The sequence below is a fragment of the Comamonas squillarum genome (assembly GCF_025309455.1).
In the GTDB taxonomy this organism is placed as follows: domain Bacteria; phylum Pseudomonadota; class Gammaproteobacteria; order Burkholderiales; family Burkholderiaceae_C; genus Comamonas; species Comamonas squillarum.
On sequence record NZ_CP104377.1, the window covers coordinates 3,972,891 to 3,994,694 of the forward strand.

The window sequence follows — 21,804 nt, forward strand, 5'->3', positions numbered from 1 at the left end:
TCCAACACTGCGCCGGCATGGCGACTGCACAATAGTCGCCATGTTTATCGCCATCCCTTTGGAAAACAAGCCCTCCTGGCAGTCACCGCCGTGGATGACGGTGCTGCTGATCGCGATCAACTGCCTGGTGTTCTGGGTCTGGCAAGGGGGTGAGGAGCGGGCGGCAGAGCGCGCATCCAAAACCTATGCGCATACGGCACTACCGGCGATCGAGGTGCCGGCCTTTGTGAAGTACCTCGACGCACAGAGCCGCAAGCCGGACAGCCGCATCCAGCCCCAGATGGTGCGCATGGTGCAGGGCCTGCAAAAAAACCAGGACTACGGCCAGATCTATATGCTGATGCAGCAGGAGGGGCGTTTTCGCCGCCAGCTGCTGGCCGGTGAGGTGATCACGGCGGCCGATCCGCTGTATGCCGACTGGCAGGCCGCCCGCGCCCGCTTTGCGCCGCTGGAGCCCAAGCCTTTTACGTCGCGCTGGGCGATGAGCTATGAGGCCGGCGCCGGGCTGCAGCCGCTGCAGGCGCTGACCTCCACTTTCTTGCACGGCAGCACCGGTCACCTGCTGGGCAATATGGTGTTCCTGTTTCTCTTCGGGTTCACGCTGGAGATGGCGCTGGGCGCCGGGCTCTACCTGTGCTTTTATCTCGTCGCCGGTGTCAGCGCCTCGCTGTTTGCGGGCCTGTTCTATGCGGGCTCGGGCAGCTATGGGCTGGGCGCGTCGGGCGCGATTGCCGGGCTGATGGCCATGTATGTGGTGCTCTACCGCATGCGGCGCATCCGCTTTTTCTACATGCTGGCCTTCTACTTCAACTATGCCACCTGGCCTGCGCTGGTGGTGCTGCCGGTGTGGATGGGTTTTGAACTGGCACAGCACTTTTTAGGGCAGCAGGGCGTGGCCTATATGGCGCACTTTGGCGGCTTGCTGGCCGGCGGCCTGCTGATGGCCCTGTACCTGCAGCTGCGGCGCAAGGAGTCGGTGGTGGAGGTGGCGGCCCGAGACAAGCAGCAGGCCCAGGCCCAGAGCGCCGCGCTGGCCGCCGCCGTGCAGCGCGCGCAAAAGCACACCGATGCGCTGGCCTTTGAGCTGGCCGCACCCGCTTGGCGCCAGGCCGCCAAGCTGGCACCGACCGATGCCGCCATCTTGCGCGCCTGGTTCGAGAGTGCCCGCCATGCGCCGGCGAGTGAGGATTTCCACCGCGCCGCTCGCGCCATCTTCAAGCTGCCGGCCAACACAGAAGCGCTGCGCCAACTGCAGCACCACAGCTGGCAAACCTATATGGACCGCGCCCGGCCCGCCCCGCGCATCAGCGACAACAGCCTGCACGCACTGGCGCGCAGCTTTGTGCGGCTGGGTGCATGGGACGACGCCCAAAAAATCTGCCAGCAGCTGGAAAGCGCTGCCGACCACCCGCACTGGCCTGCCACCTTGGCGCTGGTGGCCAATGGTCTGGCCAAGGCCGGCCGGCTGGATGACGCCCGGCGCTGGCTGCCGGCGCTGCAGCGCGCCGCACCGCAAGAGCCGGTCACGCGCTGGCTGAGCCAGGCCAGCACCTGAACGCGCGTCGAGTGCCTGGGCGGCAGTGGCCAACACCCTGGCGCGTCAGCTCCATGTAAAGTTTTCGTGAAGCCATGCCTTATGATCGCTGCCAAGCTGCGCCAGTGAGGGCGGCAGACAGAAAGGCTGGCCATGGGCCCACTGCGTTCACCACAGCAAGACGACGTTGACAGAGCCCAATGGGTGATCGAGCCTTTCTGGCGCAAGCTCAACAGCTTTTTCCTGTTTCCGCTGCAGCGCAAGCCGCTGCTGTATGCGCTGGTGCTGTCGCTGTGCGCCTATATGCTGATGTGGGGCCTATTGATCGGTCTGGTCGTTGCGGTGGGCCTGCTGCTGGCGATCAGCCGGCATGCGTTCAAGATAGCGGCCTATGCCTCGCACGGCGTGCTCGACAGCAATGACTACGATGACTACCCTTGCGATGCCGACCTCAAGGTGCTGCCCTGGAAGTTCTTTGGCGTGCTGCTGGTGCATGGCTTTCTGATCGGCATGCTCGCCCGGGTCAGCCCGGGACTGGCGGCGCTGGGCGATCTGCTCTCGTCCTTTCTGATCCCCGCCACCTTGATGGTGCTGATCACCAGCGGCAGCCTGCGCGCTGCCATCAACCCCTTCATGCTGCTGGGCACCATGGGTGCCATCGGTCTGCCCTATGGCCTGCTGTGCCTGTTTCTGTTTTTGCTGATGCAGGGCGTGCCGATGGCCTTTGCGCTCCTGGTCACGGTGATGCCCCAGGCGCTGCTCGCGCCTTTGCTGGCCTTTGTCGTGATCTATTTCAACGGCGTGATCGCCGCGATGATCGGCTATGTGATGTACCAGAACCATGCGGCGCTGGGCATCACGCCGGACAAGGCGCCGCAGGCCGAAGCGGGCGCGCCCGTGGTTGACCCGCAGACCGCGCTGGCCCAGCGCCGCGATGCCCAGGTGGCCCAGCTGGTGCAGAACGGCGACATGAACGCCGCCCTGGCCGAAGCGCGCGAGTGGCAGCGCAGCGAGCCCGATAGCCTGGCCGACCAGCGCCGCTACCACCGCGTGCTCAAGCTCAGCGACAAGGCGGGTGAGCTGGCGCGCCATGCGCAAAGCTATATCGCACTGCTGCTGCAAAAGCAGCGCAGCAGCGATGCGCTGGAGGTCTGGGGCAGTTGCTACAAGCGCGACAAGGGCTTTCGGCTGAAGGAGGCCCGCCACACGCTGGCGCTGGCGCAGACGGCCTGGAAGCGCATGCAGCTGCCCCATACGCTGGCCCTGCTCCATGGTTTTGAGAAAGCCTATGCCGGCAGCGATCTGGTGCCCCAGGCGCTGGAGCTGACGGTGCGCGTGCTCAAGCAAGGCGCCAACAAGCCGGACCAGGCGGTGCGCGTGTTCATGCGCATGAAGATCCGCTACCCCGCGCATGCCTGCACGCAGGAGGCGGCCTGGATCTTGCGCGATGAGTTGCCGGGGGCAGCGCAGGCGCCTGGCGCACCTGCTTGACTATTTAAGCGGCCGCCGAGGGCGCCACGCTGGCGATGATGCCGCCGCCCAGGCAGACCTCGCCGTCATATAGCACGGCCGATTGGCCTGGCGTCACCGCCCATTGCGCCTCGGGAAAATCGAGGTGGAAATGCGCGGGCGTCGCATCGGCGCCGATGATCGCGGGCGAGTCGGGCTGGCGGTAACGGGTTTTGGAGCCATAGGTGCCAGCAGCGGGCGGGTGGCCAGCCACCCAGCTCGTGTTGTCGGCGTCCAGCGCCTGCGACAGCAGCCAGGGGTGGTCATGGCCTTGCACCACGCGCAGGATGTTCTTGTCCAGCTCCTTGCGCGCCACAAACCAGGGCGCATGCTCGCCCGCGCCACGCGCTGCGCCTTTTTCCTTCACGCCGCCAATGCCCAGGCCCGAGCGCTGGCCCAAGGTGTAGAACGACAGGCCCACATGCTTGCCCAGCTTGCGGTTGCGGTCGTCCAGGATCAGGCCCGGTTCCTTGCTGATGTAGCGGTTGAGAAAATCGCGGAAAGGGCGCTCGCCGATAAAGCAGATACCGGTCGAGTCCTTTTTCTTGGCATTGGGCAGGCCGATCTCTTCGGCAATGCGGCGCACCTCGGTCTTTTTCAGCTCACCGACCGGGAACAGCGCCTTGGACAGCTGCGCCTGGTTCAGACGGTGCAGAAAATAGCTCTGGTCCTTGGCCGGGTCCAGGCCCTTGAGCAGCTCGAACAGCTGGGTATCGGGGTTCTGGCGCACGCGGGCGTAGTGGCCGGTGGCGATCTTTTCGGCACCCAGGCGCATGGCATGGTCTAAAAAGGCCTTGAACTTGATCTCGGCATTGCACAGCACATCGGGGTTGGGCGTGCGGCCGGCCTGGTATTCGCGCAGAAACTCGGCAAACACCCGGTCCTTGTAGTCGGCGGCAAAGTTGACGTGTTCGATCTCGATGCCCACCACGTCGGCCACGGCTGCGGCATCGACAAAGTCGATGTTCGACGAGCAATACTCGCTGTCGTCGTCATCTTCCCAGTTCTTCATGAAGATGCCGACGACCTCGTGCCCCTGTATTTTGAGCAAATACGCGGTGACGGCCGAATCCACGCCGCCACTCAGCCCCACTACGATGCGCTGTTTAACCATGGGCGCAATTATCCGCCTGGCGGCAGGCGCCTGCTTCGCTAGGGCTATGTGGCGTTTTGTCGCCCAACGGCGACCAACAGCGCCGATAAGCGCCCAAGGTCCCCAGCAGGCGCTGCCCGCCGGGCTTATTGAGGCGTCAGCGCAATGCGCTCGCGGGTGGCTTTCTCCACCGCGCTGCGCGAGTAGGTCAGCGGAAAGTACTGGCCTGCCGCCCAGGTGTTGGCCAGGTCACGGTAGTGGGGGCTGGCCGGGTTGCCCGATTGGCCGGGCGTGTTGACCACGCGCGAGGCATCCCAGTTGCCCACATCGACCACCATGCGAAAGGACGCGCCCGAGGTCAGCTGGTAGGTGTCCACGTTGTAGCTGGTGGCCATGGGCGTGGCCCAGGAGCCGCCGATGCCGCCCACGCCGACATTGAGCTTTTGCTTGGTCGCGCTGTCCACCACACCGGCGAGCGGGTGCACAAAGATCGCCTGGTGCAGGCTGCCCCAGGTCCAGCTCTTGGCATCGGCCCCCAGCTTGGCCTGCAGCCATTGCATCGCCGGGGCGATGGACGAGAGCAGCACCTGGTCGCGCTCGGTCTGGCTCATCCAGCCTTGGGGCTGCTCCAGTACCGCGATCATGCGGGTGGCACTGGTCTCCTTGGCAAAGCTGCGCTCGTTGGCGGCCAGCACCTGGTCGGTCAGCGCTTTTTTCAAGCTGGCATTGCTCCACACCTCATAGAGCGCAGCGGCGGCGCTGTCCTTGGCCATGGTGCCGTCCCAGCCCTGCAGCAGTGCCAGTCCCTGGGCGGTCTGGGCATCGTTGCTTTGCAGCGGTGCCAGCAGCTTGAGCAGGCGCTGGGCCGGTACGGCCACGATGTCGGTCTGCCAGGCTTCGGAGTCGGCGACGCTGAGCTTCTTGCCGTCCTTGGCAGCCTTTTGAAACAGGCCATGCAGGCGCTGCGCGCGGGCCGAGTCGGACCATTCGTAGCCAATGCCTTTTTGGTAGAGCGGGTGCGTGGGTGGCACATTGTTTTCGTTGGCGGTCACCACATAGCCGCGCTGGGGGTTGAACTCCCAGGGCAGCTCGTCGCCATTGCGGTAGCCGGTCCATTCAAAGCGGCCATCGCCGGGCACCGGCATCAGCCCGTCCCAGTTGGGGCGAATGGGGGTGAGCCCGCCCGGGATCCAGCCGATATTGCCGCTGCTGTCGGCATAGACCTGGTTCTCGCCCGGTGCACCCCAGCGGTTCATCGCTGCGCGGAACTGGTCAAAGTCCTGCGCGCGCATGTAGTCCGTCGAGCCGAAATAGGGCGCCATGCCCAGGTCCAGCCAGGCGGCGCGCAGCGCATAGGCCTTGTTGCCTTCGGCGGCCAGCACCGGGCCGTGGCGGGTGTACCAGTTCTCGACGATGACCGGCTGGGCCGCGCCCTTGACGGCAATGTTTTCCGTGACGCGGGTCATCGGCTCCCAGCGGCCCTGGTACTTGTACTCCTTGCTGTTTTGCGGGTTGGTTTCGTACACATACAGGTCTTCCTGGTCCATGTAAAAGCGCGTCAGGCCAAAGGCGATGCGGCCGTTGTGGCCGATGGAGATGCCGGGCAGAAACGGCTCACCGGCGCCGATCACATCCATGCCAGGGGCCGAGATGTGCGAGATATAGCGCAGGCTGGGCGCGCCATGGGCGCGGTGCGGGTCATTGGCCAGAATCGGCCGGCCGGTGGTGGTCATGCCCGGCGCAATCGTCCAGTTGTTGCTGCCGTAGCTGGCCAAGGTGTTGGCATCGGGCTGGTTCAGTGTCGATTCGGACAGCGCCAGCAGCTGCTCGGGTGCCATGTCCTGCACGGAGACCTTGACGTTCTCCTTGGTAAAGCGTGGGCTGGCGGTGGCCAGCGCATAGGCGCGCTTGAGCTCCTTGCCAGGTAGGTCACAGACCTCCAGCCCTTGCGGGACCTGCGGCTTCACATCGGGCACCAGCTCGCGGCGCAGCCAGTCCACGCGGGCGCCGTTGTGCTTGCCTTCGCAAAAGGCCTGGGCGCGGTCCACCTCGCCAGTAAAGTTCAGGGTCAGGCCATGGTGGCGGATGCGCACCGTGTCTTCTGCGGCCCACTGCGCGGGCTGGTAGCCCAGCAGCTTGAACTCTTCGGGCAGCAGGCCGGGGTCGGCCTTCGTCTGGGCGACAAAGGCATTCACCCCGGCCACAAAGGCCTCGGCCACGCGCTTGGAGTCCGAGCCATAAGCCAGCCATTCGCGGTACATGTCGCCACGAAACAGCACCGCGCGCGCCGCCTTGTCGCTCTCGACCCAGGCCGGGCCAAAGTCCTGGGCCATCTGGCCCAGGCCGCGCTTGCGCCACAGGTCCATCTGCCAGAGCCGGTCGCGTGCGGCCATATAGCCTTGCACCACAAAGGCGTCATAGGTGGTGCCCGCGTAGATATGCGGCACGCCCCACTGGTCGACCAGCACCTCGGCGGGCTTTTCCAGCCCGGCAATCCTGGCGCTGTGCTGGCGGGTGGGCGGCGTGCCCAGCGAGCTGCAGCCGGCTGCAAGCAGCGCAGCGGCCAGCGGCAAGGCCAGACGGTTGGCAAAACGACAGGCGTCGCGGTGTGGCATGGTGTGTCTCCTCGTTATGGTGTGGATGCACATTGCCATGCTTGCCCGCTGCGCGCAATCGCGTTAGCGCCAAGCGGTGCCCAGGGAGACTGCGCGCCGCCCAAAAACAAAGCCCATGGTGGTGAGCCATGGGCTTGTCGTGGATGCGCGCCTATTCGAGCGGTCTCACACCGTCTGGCTGCACCAGCACGGAAACATCGGTGTAGATCAGGTTCAGCGCAAAGCGCTGGCCGGCCAGGTAGTCGTCCAGCGACTGCAGCACCAGCGGGCTGCGCATCTGGTGGGCCTCGGCGCGCATTTCGTCGGCGGTCATCCAGACGGTGCGGCGTATGCCTTCGTCGAGCGGCTGGTTTTCGTAGAACGCGCCGACGGTGCCGGTAAAGGCAAAACGCATATAGGTGGTGTCCGCGCCGCTTTTGCTGCGCACAAAGCGGTTCATGTAGATGCCCAGCAGGGCCGAGGGCTTGAAGTCAAAGGCCGTCTCCTCGAGCACTTCGCGCACACAGGCCTGGATGGGGGATTCGCCAGGGTCCAGATGGCCCGCCGGGTTGTTCAGGCGGATGCCGTCCGAGGTGTCTTCCTCTACCAGCAAAAATCGGCCATCGCGCTCAATGACGGCGGCCACGGTGACGTTGGGTTTCCAGCGGTGGGGCATGCGGCATTATGTGCCAAGTCGCTGAAATCATAAAAAGAGCGTCAAGGGCTTGTCATGCTGTTGCAATCACCACCACAGGCAAAGCTCTGCAGTACGATAGCAGCATGCAAGCACCCGCCCCCACCCCAGCCATTCCCGCACAGTCCGTCTATGCCGAGCGCCGCGCCCAGGTCGCGCGCCAGCTGGGCGAGGGCGGGATCGCCATCATCCCCACCGCGCCCGAGCGCGCGCGCAACCGCGACAGTGACTTTCTGTACCGCCACGACAGCTATTTCTACTACCTGACCGGTTTCAGCGAGCCCAACGCCAGCCTGGTGATCACCGCTGATGGCAAGACCACCTTGTTTTGCGCACCCAAGGACCTGGCGCGCGAGATCTGGGACGGCTACCGGCTGGGGCCCGAGGCCGCAGTCGCGGCGCTGGGCGTGAGCGAGGCCTATTCGGTGGCCGAGCAGGCGGCCCGCATGCCCAAGATGCTGGAAAACCGCCGCGTGGTCTGGTACCCGTTTGCGATCCACCAGGGGCTCGAGAGCACGGTGGCCCAATGGCTCAACGGCGTGCGCGCCCGCACCCGCTATGGCGCGCTGGTGCCCGAGCAGCAGCGCGACCTGTGCACCGTGCTCGATGAGATGCGTTTGTTCAAGGATGCGCACGAGGTGCCGATTCTGCGCCGCGCAGGGGACATCAGCGCCCGCGCCCATATCTTGGCGATGCAGCGCTCAGCGCGCATGGTTCGCGCCGGGCAGGACGTGCGCGAATACCACCTCGATGCCGAGCTGCTGCAGGCCTTCCGCGAATACGGCTCGCAGTGCCCGGCCTATGGCTCGATCGTGGCCGCCGGCGCCAATGCCTGTGTGCTGCACTACCGCGCCGATGCCGCGCCCATCCGCAGCGGCGAGCTGGTGCTGATCGATGCCGGTTGCGAGCTCGATGGCTATGCCAGCGACATCACCCGCACCTTCCCGGCCAACGGCCAGTTCACCGGCCCGCAGCGCGATCTGTACGACCTGGTGCTCGCCAGCCAGGATGCCGCCATTGCGCTGGCCCGGCCCGGCAAGCGCTTCAACGACATGCATGACGCCACCGTCGCCGTGCTGGCCCAGGGCATGCTCGATCTGGGCCTGCTCGACAAGAACAAGGTCGGCAGCGTGCAGGATGTCATCGACAACCGCAGCTACTTCCAGTTCTACATGCACCGCACCGGCCACTGGATGGGCATGGACGTGCATGACTGCGGCAGCTACATCGAGCCCAGCGAGCTCGGCCACACCAGTGAGCGGCGCGATCCGCTCTCGGGCGAGCTGATCCTCAACCGCCCCAGCCGCATCCTGCGCCCCGGCATGCTGACCACGATCGAGCCGGGCATCTATGTGCGCCCGGCCGACGGCGTTCCCGAAGCCTTCCACAACATCGGCATCCGCATCGAAGACGACGCGCTGATCACCGACGACGGCTGCGAGCTGCTCACGCGCGGTGTGCCGGTGAAGGCCGACGAGATCGAGGCGCTGATGCGCGAGGGCGCGCCCCGGCCCGCTGATCTGGCCTGATCCGACCTGTGCTCATCCAACACCTGCCCGGCCAAGCGCCTTGCAGGTGTTTTTTATGGGCCGCGCGATTGTGCAAGCGCACATCGAATGAAACCGCGATGTAACTCCCTGTGCACGTTTCTCATGTCAGAATGGAACTGAATTACATCGGGTCGGCATCTGGTGACGGAGCCGGCCCCACTTTTGAGACAAAGACACAGGGGACCTGCCCATGATTTCGCCCAAGATCCGCCGCGCCACCAAGATTGTTGCCACGCTGGGGCCAGCCTCCAGCGAGCCGGCGCTGCTCGAAGAGATGATCCGCGCGGGGGTCAACGTGGTGCGGCTGAACTTCAGCCATGGCAAGGCGCAGGACCATGTGGACCGCGCCCGCATGGTGCGTGAGGCCGCGCAGCGCGCCGGCCGCGAGGTGGCGATCATGGCCGACCTGCAAGGCCCCAAGATCCGCGTTGGCAAGTTTGCCGAAGGCAAGGTGATGCTCGAGCCCGGTGCCCGGTTTGTGCTTGATGCCTCGCGCCAGGAGCCCGGTGACCTGCAGGGCGTGGGCCTGGACTACAAGGAGCTGCCGCGCGATGTGAAGCCCGGCGATGTGCTGCTGCTCAACGACGGCCTGATCGTGCTGACGGTGGACGCGGTTCGGGGCGATGCCGTGCACACCACCGTCAAGCTGGGCGGCGAGTTGTCCAACAACAAGGGCATCAACAAAAAGGGCGGCGGCCTCACCGCGCCGGCGCTGACGGCCAAGGATATGGATGACATCAAGACCGCGATGAGCTTCCAGGCCGACTATGTGGCCGTCAGCTTTCCCAAGACCGCCACCGACATGGAAATGGCGCGCCAGCTGTGCATGGTGGCGGCGGCCGAGTACCGCCACCGCCCCGGCCTGATTGCCAAGATCGAGCGCGCCGAAGCCATTCCGCACCTCGAAGACATCCTGCGCGTGTCTGACGGCATCATGGTCGCGCGTGGCGACCTGGCCGTCGAAGTGGGCCATGCGGCCGTGCCGGCACTGCAAAAGAAGATGATCCGCATGGCGCGCGAGATGGACAAGGTCGTCATTACTGCCACGCAGATGATGGAGAGCATGATCACCAACCCGGTGCCCACCCGCGCCGAGGTGAGCGACGTAGCCAATGCGGTGCTCGACGGCACCGATGCGGTGATGCTGAGCGCCGAGACCGCCGCTGGCAAGTTCCCGCTCGAGACCGTGCTGGAGATGGTCGACATCTGCGCGCAGGCCGAGGCTTCGGCCGACTGGGATGTGGACACCGACTTTGTCGGCAAGACCTTCCAGCGCATCGACCAGAGCATTGCGCTGGGCGCGCTGTTCACCGCCACCCACCTGGGCGCCAAGGCCCTGGTTGCGATGACGGACAGCGGCTCGACGGCGCTGTGGATGAGCCGCCACCGCACCCAGATCCCCATCTACGCGCTGACGCCCAAGGTGGCCACGCAGCGCAAGATGGCGCTGTACCGCAATGTGCGCCCCTTGCTGATGGACACCAGCGCCGACCGCGACACCGCGCTGGCCCAGGCTGAGGTGCACCTGAAGGCGCGCGACATTGTGCAAAGCGGCGATATCTATGCGATCACCTGCGGCGAGCCGATGGGCTCGCCCGGCGGCACCAATATGATGAAGATCAGCCGCGTGGTGTAACGCACAACGCTCTTGCACCGACACACCAGGGGCGCTCGTGAGCGCCCCTTTTTTTGCAGCTGTAGATCCGTCCAATTTTGTGCGGATTTTCGACTGCAGCGATACTATGGCGCTCAGCGAGCCTGCCTGCACGTCCGTGCGGATCAAAGGACTGCGCTGAATCCATTCGAAGCCAGGCGGTTTTGCTCCCGAGACAGGGGCTTACCGGCCTTTACAATCCTGGCCTTCGATCACCTAGCCAAGCTGCTGCGATAAGAATTCACAACACGCACGCACCGAGCAGCCCAGCCAAGCCCTTGTTGTTGAGCAGCACAGCGCCGCTGTGCCTGCCTGTTTTTTTGGAAGAGGGAATCTATGTCGCAACGACTAGTACGCCGTTCGGTGTTGGGGATGGCCTTAGGCCTGGGTTTGGGCGCAGTCGCGGGTGTGGCTGCACCGGCATTTGCACAGACGGCGGCCGCCAAGGCCAGCAAGCTGGACGCCCGTGCGGTGGCGGTGGGCTATAGCGAATTGGTCTACGCCAACTACAGCGACAGCCTCGCATCGGCACGCGACATGCAAAAGGCCATCGCCGCCTTGCTCGCGGCCCCCTCCAAGGAGACGCTGGAAGCCGCGCGCAAAAGCTGGCTCGACGCGCGTGAGTTCTACGGCCAGACGGAAGCCTTCCGCTTCTATGGCGGCCCGATCGACGACGAGAACGGCCCCGAAGGCCAGATCAATGCCTGGCCGATGGACGAGTCCTATGTGGACTATGTCGAGGGCAAGTCCAATTCCGGCTTTATCAACGACCCCAAGTTCAAGATCACCAAGGCCAACCTGGCCAAGCAAAACGAGCGCGGTGGCGAGGAAAACATTGCCACTGGCTGGCATGCGATCGAGTTCCTGCTCTGGGGCCAGGACCTGTCCGACACCGGCCCGGGCGAGCGCTCGTTTGAAGACTATGTGGATGGCAAGCGCGCCAACGCCGACCGCCGCCGGCTCTACCTGAAGGTCGTGACCGAGCTGCTGATCGACGACCTGGCAGGCGTCACCAAGGCCTGGGCACCGGGCCAGAAGAACTACCGCGCCCAGTTCGACAAGGATGGTGTGGAATCGGTGCGCAAGATCATCGTCGGCCTGGGTTCGCTCTCGCGCGGCGAGCTGGCCGGCGAGCGCATGGAAGTGCCGCTGAACTCGCAGGACCAGGAAGACGAGCATTCCTGCTTCTCCGACAACACCCACCGCGACATGGTCGCCAATGCCACTGGCATCCAGAACGTCTGGCTGGGCCAGTACAAGCGCCGCGATGGCACGACCTTGAAGGTGGCCTCGCTGGCCGAGCTGGTGGCGGCCAAGAACGCTGAGCTCTCGGGCAAGACCAGTGCGCAGATTGCCAGCACGGTCAAGGCGACCGAAGGCATCCAGGCACCGTTTGACCGCGAAATCATTGGCGGCGCCGACGCCCCTGGCCGCAAGCGCATCCAGGCGGCGGTGGACAGCGCCACCGAGCAGTCCAAGCTGCTGGTGCAGGCGGCCAATGCCATCGGCATTACCAAGCTGACCCTGGTCCAGCCCTGACGAAGGACCGTTGCTGCACTATGTCTGTGAAGATGAATGACAAGAAGCCCGGTGGCCGCGTGCAGCGGCTGGCATGGGCAGCAGCGGGTCTGTGCGCGGCCACCGCCTTGGCGGTGGCCCTGCGGCCGGAGGCCAGCGCGGCGCAGACCAGCGCGGCTGCAAAGCCCGCCGCAGCGGCGCCCGCGCAAGACCCCAGTGAGATGACCGGCGGCGACACCACGGTGTTTGCCACCGGCAAGAACGCGTTCTCGTTTCCTTTTGCCTCTCTCGCCGATGAAGAGCGCACGCGCTTTGTCATCGGCAATTCCTTTTTCAAGCGCAACTGGGTGGAGGCACCGGCCTCGACCCGGCTGCGCGATGGCCTGGGCCCGCATTTCATTGCACGCAGCTGCGGTGGTTGCCACATCATGGACGGGCGCGGTGAGCCGCCAGAGTTCCACCGCACCTTGGGTCCCGATCCCGATCCCACGGTGGCGCTGCTGATCCGCCTGTCGGTGCCCGGCAAGGCCGATCCGCATGCCGGCGTGGTGCCCGAGCCGACCTATGGTGACCAGTTCAACAATGCGGCGGTGCAGGGCGTCAAGCCCGAGGGCATCGTGCGCATCCATGGCACGCCCATCCAGGGCCGCTTTGCCGATGGCACGCCCTACGAATTGATCCAACCCCGCTACGAGCTGACCGACCTGGGCTATGGGCCCATGGCCAAGGATGTGATGATCGGCCCGCGCATTGCGCCCCAGGTGGTAGGTGTGGGCCTGATCGAAGCGATTGCCGAGGCCGACATCCTCGCCAATGTGCGGGAGCAGGCGGCGCTGGCCGGCCCCATCAAGGGCCAGGTCAACCGCGTCTGGGATGCCTATGGCCAGCGCGAGGCGATTGGCCGCTTTGGCTGGAAGGCCAACTCGCCCAGCGTGGCGCACCAGACGGCCAACGCATTCTCGGGCGACATGGGCATCACCTCACGCATCTTCCCGAACGAGAACTGCACCCCTGCGCAAAAAGACTGCCTGGCCGCGCCGCATGGCGGCGGTCTGGACAAGTCCACCGCCGGCCGCACGGCGGCGCAGGCGCGCGCCGATGCGCCCGAGATCGATGACAAGACGCTCGACGACGTGATCTTCTACCAGGCCACCTTGGCGCCTGCTGCCCGCCGCAATATCAATGACTCGGCCGTCAAGCTGGGCCAGCGCCTGTTTGCCCAGGCGCAGTGCGCCGTCTGCCACAAGCCCAGCTATGTGACTGGCCCCGGCCCCTTCCCACGGCTGACGGCCAAGAACATTGCCGGCCAGAAGATCTGGCCCTATACCGATCTGCTGCTGCATGACATGGGCCCGGCGCTGGCCGATGGCCGGCCGGACTTTCTGGCCAGTGGCCAGCAGTGGCGCACACCGCCGCTGTGGGGCATTGGCCTGATTCAGGATGTGAACGGCCACCAGCGCCTGCTGCACGACGGCCGTGCGCGCGGCGTGCTCGAAGCGATCCTCTGGCATGGCGGCGAGGCCGAGCAGGCCAAGCAGCAGGTGCTGAACATGGATGCCGCCGAGCGTGAAGCCCTGGTCAAGTTTGTGGAGTCGCTATGACGCAAGTTGGTTTGAAAACGGGGCCCGTCCAGGCCGCACAATCCTGGGGCAGGGCTTGCGCTCTGGTTGCCCTGGCCGCCATGGGCAGTTCTGCCCCGTTGGCGCAGGCGGCCGACACCCCCATGCCGTACTACACGGCTGCCCAGGCGCTGCAAAGCCTGTATGGCCAGCACCTGCCTGCCCGTGCGGCGGCGTTTACCCAGGCCGCCAATGCGCAGGACCAGGCGCTCGCCAGCTTCTGCGCCGGGCCGGCGGCGGCTGCCAAAACCGCAGCGGCGGAGTTGCGCGGCCAGTGGCAGCGCAGCCATACCGCCTGGCTGCAGTTGTCCACGCCCAGCGTGGGGCCCCTGGTGGAGCGCCGCTCGCTGCGGCAGATTGATTTCACGCCGATCCGCACGGCGCTGATCACCCGCGCCGTCAAAAAAGGCCCGCAAAGCGCTGCCGACATGGAGCTGGTGGGCACGCCCGCCAAGGGCTTTGGTGCGCTGGACTGGCTGCTGAGCCAGGGCCTGCAGCCAGCCAGCCCGGAATGCGCCTTTGCGCTGCAGGTGGCCAAAGCGATCAGCGCCGAGGCCCAAAGCCTGCAGGCCGCGTTCGAGCCCCTGCGCAGCAAGACCTGGAGCGTCGAAGGCTCGGAGAGCGAGCCCGACGATGCAGCCAGCCCCGGGGCCAAGGAGACGGGCGCGGCGATCGAGGAATGGGTCAACCAGTGGCTGGGCGGGCTGGAGCGCCTGCGCTGGGCGCAGATGGAAAAGCCGGTCAAGGTGGTCGAGGGCAGCAACAAGGCGCCCGCCTTTGCCCGCATCGCGATGGCCGACAACTGGCGCGAGTGGCAGACCCAGTGGCAGGCGCTGCATGCCCAGGCCTTGCTCACCCCCGCGCAGCGCCAGCAGCCCCCGGTGCCCGGCAAGGACCTGATCTCCATCGAAGCGCTGCTGCTCAGCAAGGGCCATATCGCCCTGGCCCAGCGCTGGCGTGAGGCCATTGGCGTGGTCGATGCCGCCATGCCGGCCCCTGGCAAGGCGCCTGCCAAGGAAGGGGCACAGGCCAACACCGAGATTCTGGCGCTCGCCACCAAGCTCAAGGGCATCACGGCGCTCTACCAGGCCGAGGTGGCGCCGGCGCTCGATATTCCGCTGGGCTTTAGCGACAGCGATGGCGACTGAGCGACCCGCCATGACCGACGCTGCGCTGTTGTCCACATCCCTGCCCCGGCGAGCGCTGCTGCGCGGGCTGGGTGCCTCGGCGATGGGCGCGCTGAGCCTGGCCGAACTGTCTTTTGCCAAAGACGCGGGCAGCACGCCGGGCGTCACCCGGCTGGCGGCAGTCTGGCGCGATGGCGGCAGTGCGATGGCGCAGGACTGGGCCGGTGTGCTCGAAGTGCTGCCGCAAAGCGGCGGCGGCCATGCCTGGCGCATTGCTGCGCGCACCGAGCTGCCCACCCGTGGCCATGGCGTGCAAACACTGCCCGGTGGTCAGCTGGTCTTTGCCGCCCGCCGGCCCGGGGATTGGCTGCTGCGCTGGCAGCCCAAAACAGGAGCGCTGCAATGGGCCTGGATGCAGGAGGACCGCTGCTTTAACGGCCATGTGGCACTGGCGGGCCCCGCGACGGCGCAGGCCTGGCAGGCCCAAGCGAGCGCAGGCGGTAGCGGGATGCTGTTCACCACCGAAACCGATCTGGAAGACAGCCAGGGCTGCATAGGCCTGCGCGATGCCACGAGCCTGGAGAAGCTGGCCGAATGGCGCAGCCATGGCATGGACCCGCATGAGCTGCTGGTGCTGCCCGCCCCGCTGGGCAAGCTGCCGGCCGGGACCCTGGTCGTTGCCAATGGCGGCATCCCCACGCAAAGCGAGACGGGCCGCAGCAAGAAATGGCTGGACAGCATGGACCCGTCGCTGGTCACGCTGCACCCCTTTGACGGCCGCCTGCTGGGCCAGTGGAAGCTGCCCGACCCGCGCCTGTCGATCCGCCACCTGGCCTGGGATGCCGCGCGCCAGCGTCTGGGCATTGCGCTGCAGGCCGAGCATGAGGATGCACGGCGCCAAAGCGCCCCCATCTTCGCCGTCTGGGATGGCCAGCGCCTGCAGCTGGCGCAAGACCAGCCGCCGCTGGCCGGCTACGGCGGCAGCGTGGAATGCGCGCCGCTGGCGCAAGGCGGCTTTGTGGTGAGCTGCCCCAAGTCCGATTGCATGGCCTGGTTTGATGCCCAGGCGCGCTACCTGGGCAGCAGCCCTCAGGGCGATGTCTGCCCTGTGGCACTCGATGGCGCGCGGCTATGGGCCGGCGGCGGCCATGGGGTGACCGAGCGCAGCAGCCGCAGCCGCGAGCAAGCGGTAGCAGCGCTGGATACGGTGACCGGACTGATGTTTGACAACCACTGGCGCCTAGTGGGCTAAGGGACTGAGCCCAGCTGCGGTTTAGGCGCTGCGCTGCCGGCGCGCCATGCCCATGTCGATGGCCAGGCCGGCCGTCCAGCACAGCCAGGCGGTCCACAAGGTGTGGCTCATATAGTGGGCGCCGCGCATCTGCTGGCCCAGGCCCAGCAGCAGGCCCATCACCAGCGCCACCGCCAGCCACCAGCGCGCGGCGCGCGGTGTGTCGCGCGCCAGCGCAAAATAGCCGCCGACAAAGGAAAAACCGGCCGCCGCATGGCCGGCCGGAAAGCAGCGACCAGCGCCGCCATCATGCACCCCCCAGCGCCAGTGCGACACATACTCGGCCACGCCGCCAAAGACCGACAGGTCCCAGGGGCAGCTGGTGGCGCTGCTGCGCTTGAGGATGGCCACTACCGCAAGAGCCGCCAGAATGCTGACGAGCAGCTGAACCCGCCTGGCGGTAGGCAGCTTGCGCAGCAGGCCAAAGGGCATCCAGACGCCCAGGCTCAAGGCCAGCACGACCACCCAGCCCAGGTTGCGCATGCCCTGGTGCATATAGGTGACCAGAAAATGGTCGTCGCGCAGCGCAAAGCCCTGGGCCGTGCCCCAGAGGTGGGCCAGCGCCAGGTCCTGGCCTCCGGCATCCCACAGGGCGATCAGCACAAAACTGAGTACCGTGGCCAGCAGCCAGCGGCGGTTGTACAAGGGGGCGCGTGTATCGGCTAACGAGGCAGGGAGGCAGGAAGGCATCTGGCGATGCTGCGGCGGCTGGCTTAAGGGCTTCTTAATGTCCCGGGTGCAGGGCGCAGGCCATAGGCGCAACGACCCAAGTCATGCACAATGCCAGCCATGCGCATACTGATGGTGGAAGACGATGCCGGCATTGCAGAGGGCCTCAAAGCCAATCTGCAGCAGCGCGGCCATGCGGTGGACTGGTGCCCCAGCCTGGCCGAGGCCTGGCGCGCGCTGACGGCCGAGGGCTTTGATGTGGTGCTGCTGGACCTGGGCCTGCCCGATGGCGATGGCTCGCGCCTGTTGCAGCAGCTGCGCAATGCCCCGCCCCCCACCGGCCTGCGCAAGACCCTGCCCGATCCGGCCACGCCGGTCATCGTGCTGACCGCCCGCGACGGCGTGCATGACCGCATTGAAAACCTGGACCTGGGCGCCGACGACTACCTCTCCAAGCCCTTTGATGCCGAAGAGCTGCAGGCCCGGCTGCGTGCGCTGCTGCGCCGCGCGGCGGGCCGCGCCAATCCGCTGATCCACTACCGCGACCTGGTGCTGGACCCGGCCTTGCACCAGGTGCGCCTGGGGGGCGAAGGGGTCGAGCTCTCACCCCGGGCCTACACCATCTTGCTGATCCTGCTGCAGGCCCATGGCCGGGTGCTGTCGCGTCAGCAGTTGGAGGAAAAGCTCTACAGCTTTGATGCCTCGGTCGAGAGCAATGCGGTGGAGGTGCATATCCACCACCTGCGCAAAAAGCTCGGCGCCGACTACATCCTGACCATGCGCGGCGTGGGCTACTTCATGCCCCAGGACCAGGCATCGTGAACCTGGCGGCCAAGCCCCAGCGCCTGCCCCAGCTGCGCACCCGGCTGCTGGTCTGGATTCTGGCGGCGCTGGTCGTCGTCTGGGCCAGTTTTGTCTACTGGGCCTACCAGACCGGTATTGAAGAGGCCGATGAGCTGACCGACGGGCACCTGGCCGGCGTTGCTGCGCTGGTGCTCAATATCCCCTCCAACGCGCAGACCCCGCCGGGCCTGCCGACCGAGCGCGTGCCGCTGCCGGGGCTGCATGCGCATGACTACCAGCAGTCGATGAGCCTGCAGGTCTGGAGCGCCGAGGGCGACCTGGTGCTCAATGTCGGCAGTGCGCCGCACCTGCATTTTGCCGATGGGCGCAGTGGCTTTTTTGATGCGCAGCTAGGCCCCAAACACGAGGTCTGGCGCACCTTCACGCAGTGGAACACCGAGCACACGCGCAAGGTCGCTGTGCTGGTCAACCTGCAAGAGCGCGATGACCTGGCCGATGACATTGCCGGGCAGATGATTCTGCCCGGGCTGTGGCTTTTGCCGGTGGTCACCCTGGTGCTGGGGCTGACGATCCGCGCCGGCCTCAAACCCCTGACCCAGCTCTCGCGCGATGTCGAGCAGCTCGAGCCCGAGCAGGGCCAGCGCCTGTCTACCGGCCACAACTGGCAGGAGTTCCGGGCGGTGACCCTGGCGTTCAATCGCCTGCTGGACCGCAATGATGAGGCGATGGAGCGCGAGCGCACCTTGGCCAACCAAGTGGCGCATGAGCTGCGCACGCCGCTGGCCTCGATCAGCTTGCATGCGCAGTCGCTGCAAGGCGGGCTCGACCCCGCCCAGCAGGCCCAGGCGGTGCAGCGCCTGCATGCCGACGCGCTGCGCGCTGGCCATGTGCTCAACCAGATTCTGGCCTTGGCCCGCAGCAGCCGTGTGGCGCTGACCCAGCAGGCCGCGCCGGTGGACCTGGCGCAGCTGGCGCGCACGGTGGGGGCCGAATACGCCCAGGCGGCCTGGCGGCGCGGGGGCAGTGTGGCGGTGGAGCTGCCCGAGCAACTGTGGGTGAAAGGCCACGCCGTGCTGCTGGAGGTGGCCGTGCGCAATTTGGTCGAGAACGCGCTGCGCCACACCCCCGAGGGCACGCAGATCGAGGTGCAGGGCGGCAGCGATGGTGGGCAGTGCTGGCTGCAGGTCTGTGATGATGGCGGCCGCCTGCAGGAGAAGGCCGTGCCCGAGCCAGTGGACAGCCTGCAGCTGGGCCACCAGATTGTGCAGCGCATCATGGCTTTGCACGGGGGCGCTTTCGAGCAGCTAGAGGCGCTGGCACCCTATACCACTTGCTACCGCCTCAGTATGCCTCTCGCCCAGATGGCCTGAGCTTGCTAAAATAGGCAGTTACCAAGCGGTTACCATGCCGCAGACATGAATCCAGGGTGTTGCAGCAGCGGTTGCAGCACTCTTTCTTTGCATTAGAACGGACCCGACCACCATGCCTTTGATCTCGATGCGCGAAATGCTCGACCATGCTGCCGAAAATGGCTACGGCATCCCTGCCTTTAACGTCAACAACCTGGAACAAGTCCAGGCCGTGATGTCGGCGGCAGACGAAGTCGGCGCGCCCGTGATCCTGCAGGCCAGCGCCGGCGCGCGCAAGTACGCCGGTGAGCCCTTCATCAAGCACCTGATCCAGGCCGCCGCCGAGATGTACCCGCACATCCCGCTGGTGATGCACCAGGACCACGGCACCACGCCCGAGATCTGCCAGGGCGCGCTGAACCTGGGCTTTGGCTCGGTGATGATGGACGGCTCGCTGATGAGCGACGGCAAGACCCCCTCGTCCTTTGACTACAACGTCGATGTGACCCAGAAGGTCGTTGCGATGGCCCACCAGATCGGTGCCACCGTCGAAGGCGAACTGGGCTGCCTGGGCAACCTGGAAACCGGTGAAGCTGGAGAAGAAGACGGCATTGGCGCCGAAGGCAAGCTGGACCACAGTCAGATGCTGACCGACCCCGAAGAAGCAGCCGTGTTCGTCAAGGCCACGCAACTGGACGCGCTGGCGATCGCCATCGGCACCAGCCATGGCGCCTACAAGTTCAGCCGCAAGCCCACGGGCGACATCCTGGCGATCTCTCGTGTCAAGGAAATCCATGCCCGCATCCCCAACACCCACCTGGTGATGCATGGCTCCTCGTCCGTGCCCCAGGAACTGCTGGCCATCATCAACCAGTACGGCGGCAAGATGAAGGAAACCTACGGCGTGCCCGTCGAAGAGATCCAGGAAGCCATCAAGTACGGCGTGCGCAAGATCAATATCGACACCGACATCCGCCTGGCGATGACCGGCGCGGTGCGCAAGTTCCTGGCCGAGAACCCCGACAAGTTCGACGCCCGCGAATGGCTCAAGCCCGCCCGTGAAGCCGCCAAGCAAGTGTGCAAGGCCCGCTACATCGAGTTTGGCTGCGAAGGCCAGGGCGGCAAGATCAAGGGCTACAGCCTGGAGCAAATGGCCAAGAAGTACAGCGCTGGCGACCTGGCCCAACTGGTCAAGTAAATCTGCCTGCCCTGCCAGTGCCTTGGGCGCTGGATGGCCCCAAAGCCTGCAATCGCTTGCGCGTTGCAGGCTTTTGCTTTTTGCCTAAGCGATGCGGCGATAACCGCACACGCGCACTGCGCCCGGTGTTTTTTGCACAATGCTTTGCATAGCAAACAAAGGAGCGCAAAGCATGCAGACAAGCCATTCCTGGGATCTGGATCTGGTGGTGATTGGCGGCGGATCGGGGGGGGTGCGGGCAGCCCGCATGGCGGCAGCACGGGGCGCCAAGGTGGCGGTGGTGGAGTCCAAGGCCATGGGTGGCACTTGCGTCAACGTCGGCTGCATCCCCAAAAAACTCTACAGCTATGCCGCTGGCTATGCCGAGGCCTTTGCAGAGGCGCGCGGTTACGGCTGGCAAATGCCCCAGGCGATTGCGCTGGACTGGCAGGCGCTCAAAGCAGCGCGCGCGCAGGAGATCTCCCGGCTCAATGGCATCTACGAGGGCCTGATGCGCAACGCGAATGTGGAGCGCATTGCCGGCCAGGGGCGGCTCGCCGATGCCCACACCGTGGTGGTCTCTGCCGATGGCGCCGATGTGCGCACCTTGACCGCGGCCCATATCCTGATCGCCACCGGCGGCACGCCGGTGCGCCCCGATCTGCCGGGCAGCGCGCATGTGATCGTCTCGGACGAGATGTTTGACCTGGCCGAGCTGCCGCGCCGGCTGGTGGTCGTGGGCGGCGGCTATATCGGCTGCGAGATGGCCAGCATCTTCCATGGCCTGGGCGTGCAGGTGAGCCTGCTGCACCGGGGTGACCAGATCCTGCGCGGCTTTGACGACGAGGTGCGCAGCTTTGTCGCCGAAGAGCTTCGCAAGAGCGGCGTGGACCTGCGCCTGAAGACCGAAGTGAAAGAGATCACCTGCGATGCAGCCAGCGGCGAGCGCACATTGACCCTGGCCGATGGGTCGGAGCTGAAGGCCGATCAGGTGCTGTATGCCACGGGCCGCAAGGCCAACGTCAGCGGCCTGGGGCTGGAGGCGCTGGGCATTGCGCTGGACAAAAGCGGCGCCATCGTCGTCGATGCGCAGCTGGCCACTGCCCAGCCCAGCGTGCATGCGCTGGGCGATGTATTGGGGCGCATGGAGCTGACGCCAGTGGCCCTGGCCGAAGCGATGGCCTGGGTAGACCACCTCTGGGGCCCCGAGGCCGGCAAGGCCGCGCGCGTGATGGACTACGACAACATCCCCACGGCGGTGTTCACCCATCCACAGATCGGCACCGTGGGCCTGACCGAGGCCCAGGCCCGTGAGCGCCATGGGGCGGTGCGCATCTACCGCAGTGATTTCAAACCGCTGCGCCACACCTTGTCGGGCCGCAGCGAGCGCTGCCTGGTCAAGCTGGTCGTGGATGACGCCAGCGACAAGGTGCTGGGCCTGCATGTCGTGGGCGCCGATGCGGCCGAGATCACCCAGGGCTTTGCGGTGGCGATCAAAGCTGGTGCCACCAAGGCGCTGTTTGACCAGACGATTGGCATCCATCCGACGATGGCCGAAGAGCTGGTCACCTTGCGCGAAGTAAGCCGCATGTAAGCATCAGAACGCGGTAGTTGCTGCTTTG

General features: G+C 65.9%; 16 protein-coding genes. 12 read left to right on the forward strand and 4 right to left on the reverse strand.

Translation table 11 applies throughout. From position 1 onward, the window contains the following. The first annotated feature begins 40 nt into the window (after positions 1–40). Together N4T19_RS18235 and N4T19_RS18240 are read left to right on the forward strand one after the other, a co-directional pair. Positions 41–1,555 (forward strand): rhomboid family protein, encoded by a 1,515-nt coding sequence (locus N4T19_RS18235; protein ID WP_260718708.1) that lies wholly within the window; start codon positions 41–43, stop codon positions 1,553–1,555. A gap of 132 nt (positions 1,556–1,687) precedes the next feature. Beyond that, a complete protein-coding gene (locus N4T19_RS18240) occupies positions 1,688–3,025 on the forward strand; it encodes a hypothetical protein (RefSeq protein WP_116926101.1) in 1,338 nt (445 codons plus the stop codon). Between the two features lie 4 nt (positions 3,026–3,029). Here N4T19_RS18240 and mnmA read toward each other — a convergent pair whose 3' ends face one another. The 3 genes from mnmA to N4T19_RS18255 all read right to left on the reverse strand — a co-directional run bounded on the left by mnmA (position 3,030) and on the right by N4T19_RS18255 (position 7,406). Further along, positions 3,030–4,157: a tRNA 2-thiouridine(34) synthase MnmA gene (gene mnmA, locus N4T19_RS18245; RefSeq protein ID WP_260718709.1), complete on the reverse strand. Its 1,128-nt coding sequence runs from the start codon at positions 4,155–4,157 to the stop codon at positions 3,030–3,032. Between the two features lie 125 nt (positions 4,158–4,282). Then, a complete protein-coding gene (locus tag N4T19_RS18250; protein WP_260718710.1) occupies positions 4,283–6,751 on the reverse strand; it encodes a penicillin acylase family protein in 2,469 nt (822 codons plus the stop codon). Positions 6,752–6,902: 151 nt separating this feature from the next. Further along, positions 6,903–7,406 (reverse strand): NUDIX hydrolase, encoded by a 504-nt coding sequence (locus N4T19_RS18255; RefSeq protein ID WP_021027024.1) that lies wholly within the window; start codon positions 7,404–7,406, stop codon positions 6,903–6,905. Between the two features lie 104 nt (positions 7,407–7,510). Here N4T19_RS18255 and N4T19_RS18260 point away from each other — a divergent pair, with 104 nt between their 5' ends. From N4T19_RS18260 to N4T19_RS18285, 6 genes are all read left to right on the forward strand, one after another. Beyond that, a complete protein-coding gene (locus N4T19_RS18260; protein WP_260718711.1) occupies positions 7,511–8,953 on the forward strand; it encodes an aminopeptidase P N-terminal domain-containing protein in 1,443 nt (480 codons plus the stop codon). Between the two features lie 211 nt (positions 8,954–9,164). Continuing rightward, a complete protein-coding gene (gene pyk, locus N4T19_RS18265) occupies positions 9,165–10,610 on the forward strand; it encodes a pyruvate kinase (protein WP_116926105.1) in 1,446 nt (481 codons plus the stop codon). Between the two features lie 354 nt (positions 10,611–10,964). After that, positions 10,965–12,167, forward strand: a complete 1,203-nt coding sequence (locus N4T19_RS18270) for an imelysin family protein (protein ID WP_116926106.1) — start codon at positions 10,965–10,967, stop codon at positions 12,165–12,167. Positions 12,168–12,187: 20 nt separating this feature from the next. After that, entirely contained in the window at positions 12,188–13,747 is a 1,560-nt protein-coding gene (locus N4T19_RS18275) for a di-heme oxidoreductase family protein (RefSeq protein WP_260718712.1), read from the forward strand. An 80-nt stretch (positions 13,748–13,827) separates the two neighbouring features. Beyond that, a complete protein-coding gene (locus N4T19_RS18280) occupies positions 13,828–14,913 on the forward strand; it encodes an imelysin family protein (protein ID WP_260718713.1) in 1,086 nt (361 codons plus the stop codon). 10 nt (positions 14,914–14,923) lie between these two features. Beyond that, a complete protein-coding gene (locus N4T19_RS18285) occupies positions 14,924–16,144 on the forward strand; it encodes a DUF1513 domain-containing protein (protein WP_260718714.1) in 1,221 nt (406 codons plus the stop codon). A 21-nt stretch (positions 16,145–16,165) separates the two neighbouring features. Here the strand turns inward: N4T19_RS18285 and N4T19_RS18290 are convergent, their stop codons facing one another. Beyond that, entirely contained in the window at positions 16,166–16,873 is a 708-nt protein-coding gene (locus N4T19_RS18290; RefSeq protein ID WP_182344705.1) for a phosphatase PAP2 family protein, read from the reverse strand. A gap of 99 nt (positions 16,874–16,972) precedes the next feature. On the opposite strand from N4T19_RS18290, the gene N4T19_RS18295 reads away from it, so the two are divergent. The 4 genes from N4T19_RS18295 to gorA all read left to right on the forward strand — a co-directional run bounded on the left by N4T19_RS18295 (position 16,973) and on the right by gorA (position 21,776). Further along, on the forward strand, positions 16,973–17,674 hold the full coding sequence (locus tag N4T19_RS18295; RefSeq protein ID WP_182344707.1) for a response regulator transcription factor: 702 nt from the start codon (positions 16,973–16,975) through the stop codon (positions 17,672–17,674). A gap of 2 nt (positions 17,675–17,676) precedes the next feature. After that, positions 17,677–19,026, forward strand: a complete 1,350-nt coding sequence (locus N4T19_RS18300; RefSeq protein WP_260720317.1) for a histidine kinase dimerization/phospho-acceptor domain-containing protein — start codon at positions 17,677–17,679, stop codon at positions 19,024–19,026. A 112-nt stretch (positions 19,027–19,138) separates the two neighbouring features. Further along, the gene (fba, locus tag N4T19_RS18305) at positions 19,139–20,203 is read left to right on the forward strand and encodes a class II fructose-bisphosphate aldolase (RefSeq protein ID WP_116926111.1); all 1,065 of its coding nucleotides are present in this window, start codon (positions 19,139–19,141) and stop codon (positions 20,201–20,203) included. A gap of 172 nt (positions 20,204–20,375) precedes the next feature. After that, positions 20,376–21,776, forward strand: coding sequence for a glutathione-disulfide reductase (gorA, locus tag N4T19_RS18310; RefSeq protein WP_260718715.1), 1,401 nt, complete (start codon positions 20,376–20,378; stop codon positions 21,774–21,776). Positions 21,777–21,804: the final 28 nt, after the last annotated feature.

Bases quoted from the DNA above. Each gene is read 5' to 3' on its own strand.
- N4T19_RS18235 (WP_260718708.1), top strand. From the start codon at position 41: ATGTTTATCGCCATCCCTTTGGAAAACAAGCCCTCCTGGCAGTCACCG.
- N4T19_RS18250 (WP_260718710.1), bottom strand. From the start codon at position 6,751: ATGCCACACCGCGACGCCTGTCGTTTTGCCAACCGTCTGGCCTTGCCG.
- N4T19_RS18290 (WP_182344705.1), bottom strand. From the start codon at position 16,873: ATGCCTTCCTGCCTCCCTGCCTCGTTAGCCGATACACGCGCCCCCTTG.
- pyk (WP_116926105.1), top strand. From the start codon at position 9,165: ATGATTTCGCCCAAGATCCGCCGCGCCACCAAGATTGTTGCCACGCTG.
- mnmA (WP_260718709.1), bottom strand. From the start codon at position 4,157: ATGGTTAAACAGCGCATCGTAGTGGGGCTGAGTGGCGGCGTGGATTCG.
- N4T19_RS18240 (WP_116926101.1), top strand. From the start codon at position 1,688: ATGGGCCCACTGCGTTCACCACAGCAAGACGACGTTGACAGAGCCCAA.
- N4T19_RS18275 (WP_260718712.1), top strand. From the start codon at position 12,188: ATGTCTGTGAAGATGAATGACAAGAAGCCCGGTGGCCGCGTGCAGCGG.
- fba (WP_116926111.1), top strand. From the start codon at position 19,139: ATGCCTTTGATCTCGATGCGCGAAATGCTCGACCATGCTGCCGAAAAT.
- N4T19_RS18280 (WP_260718713.1), top strand. From the start codon at position 13,828: ATGGGCAGTTCTGCCCCGTTGGCGCAGGCGGCCGACACCCCCATGCCG.
- N4T19_RS18270 (WP_116926106.1), top strand. From the start codon at position 10,965: ATGTCGCAACGACTAGTACGCCGTTCGGTGTTGGGGATGGCCTTAGGC.
- N4T19_RS18295 (WP_182344707.1), top strand. From the start codon at position 16,973: ATGCGCATACTGATGGTGGAAGACGATGCCGGCATTGCAGAGGGCCTC.
- gorA (WP_260718715.1), top strand. From the start codon at position 20,376: ATGCAGACAAGCCATTCCTGGGATCTGGATCTGGTGGTGATTGGCGGC.
- N4T19_RS18260 (WP_260718711.1), top strand. From the start codon at position 7,511: ATGCAAGCACCCGCCCCCACCCCAGCCATTCCCGCACAGTCCGTCTAT.
- N4T19_RS18285 (WP_260718714.1), top strand. From the start codon at position 14,924: ATGACCGACGCTGCGCTGTTGTCCACATCCCTGCCCCGGCGAGCGCTG.
- N4T19_RS18255 (WP_021027024.1), bottom strand. From the start codon at position 7,406: ATGCCCCACCGCTGGAAACCCAACGTCACCGTGGCCGCCGTCATTGAG.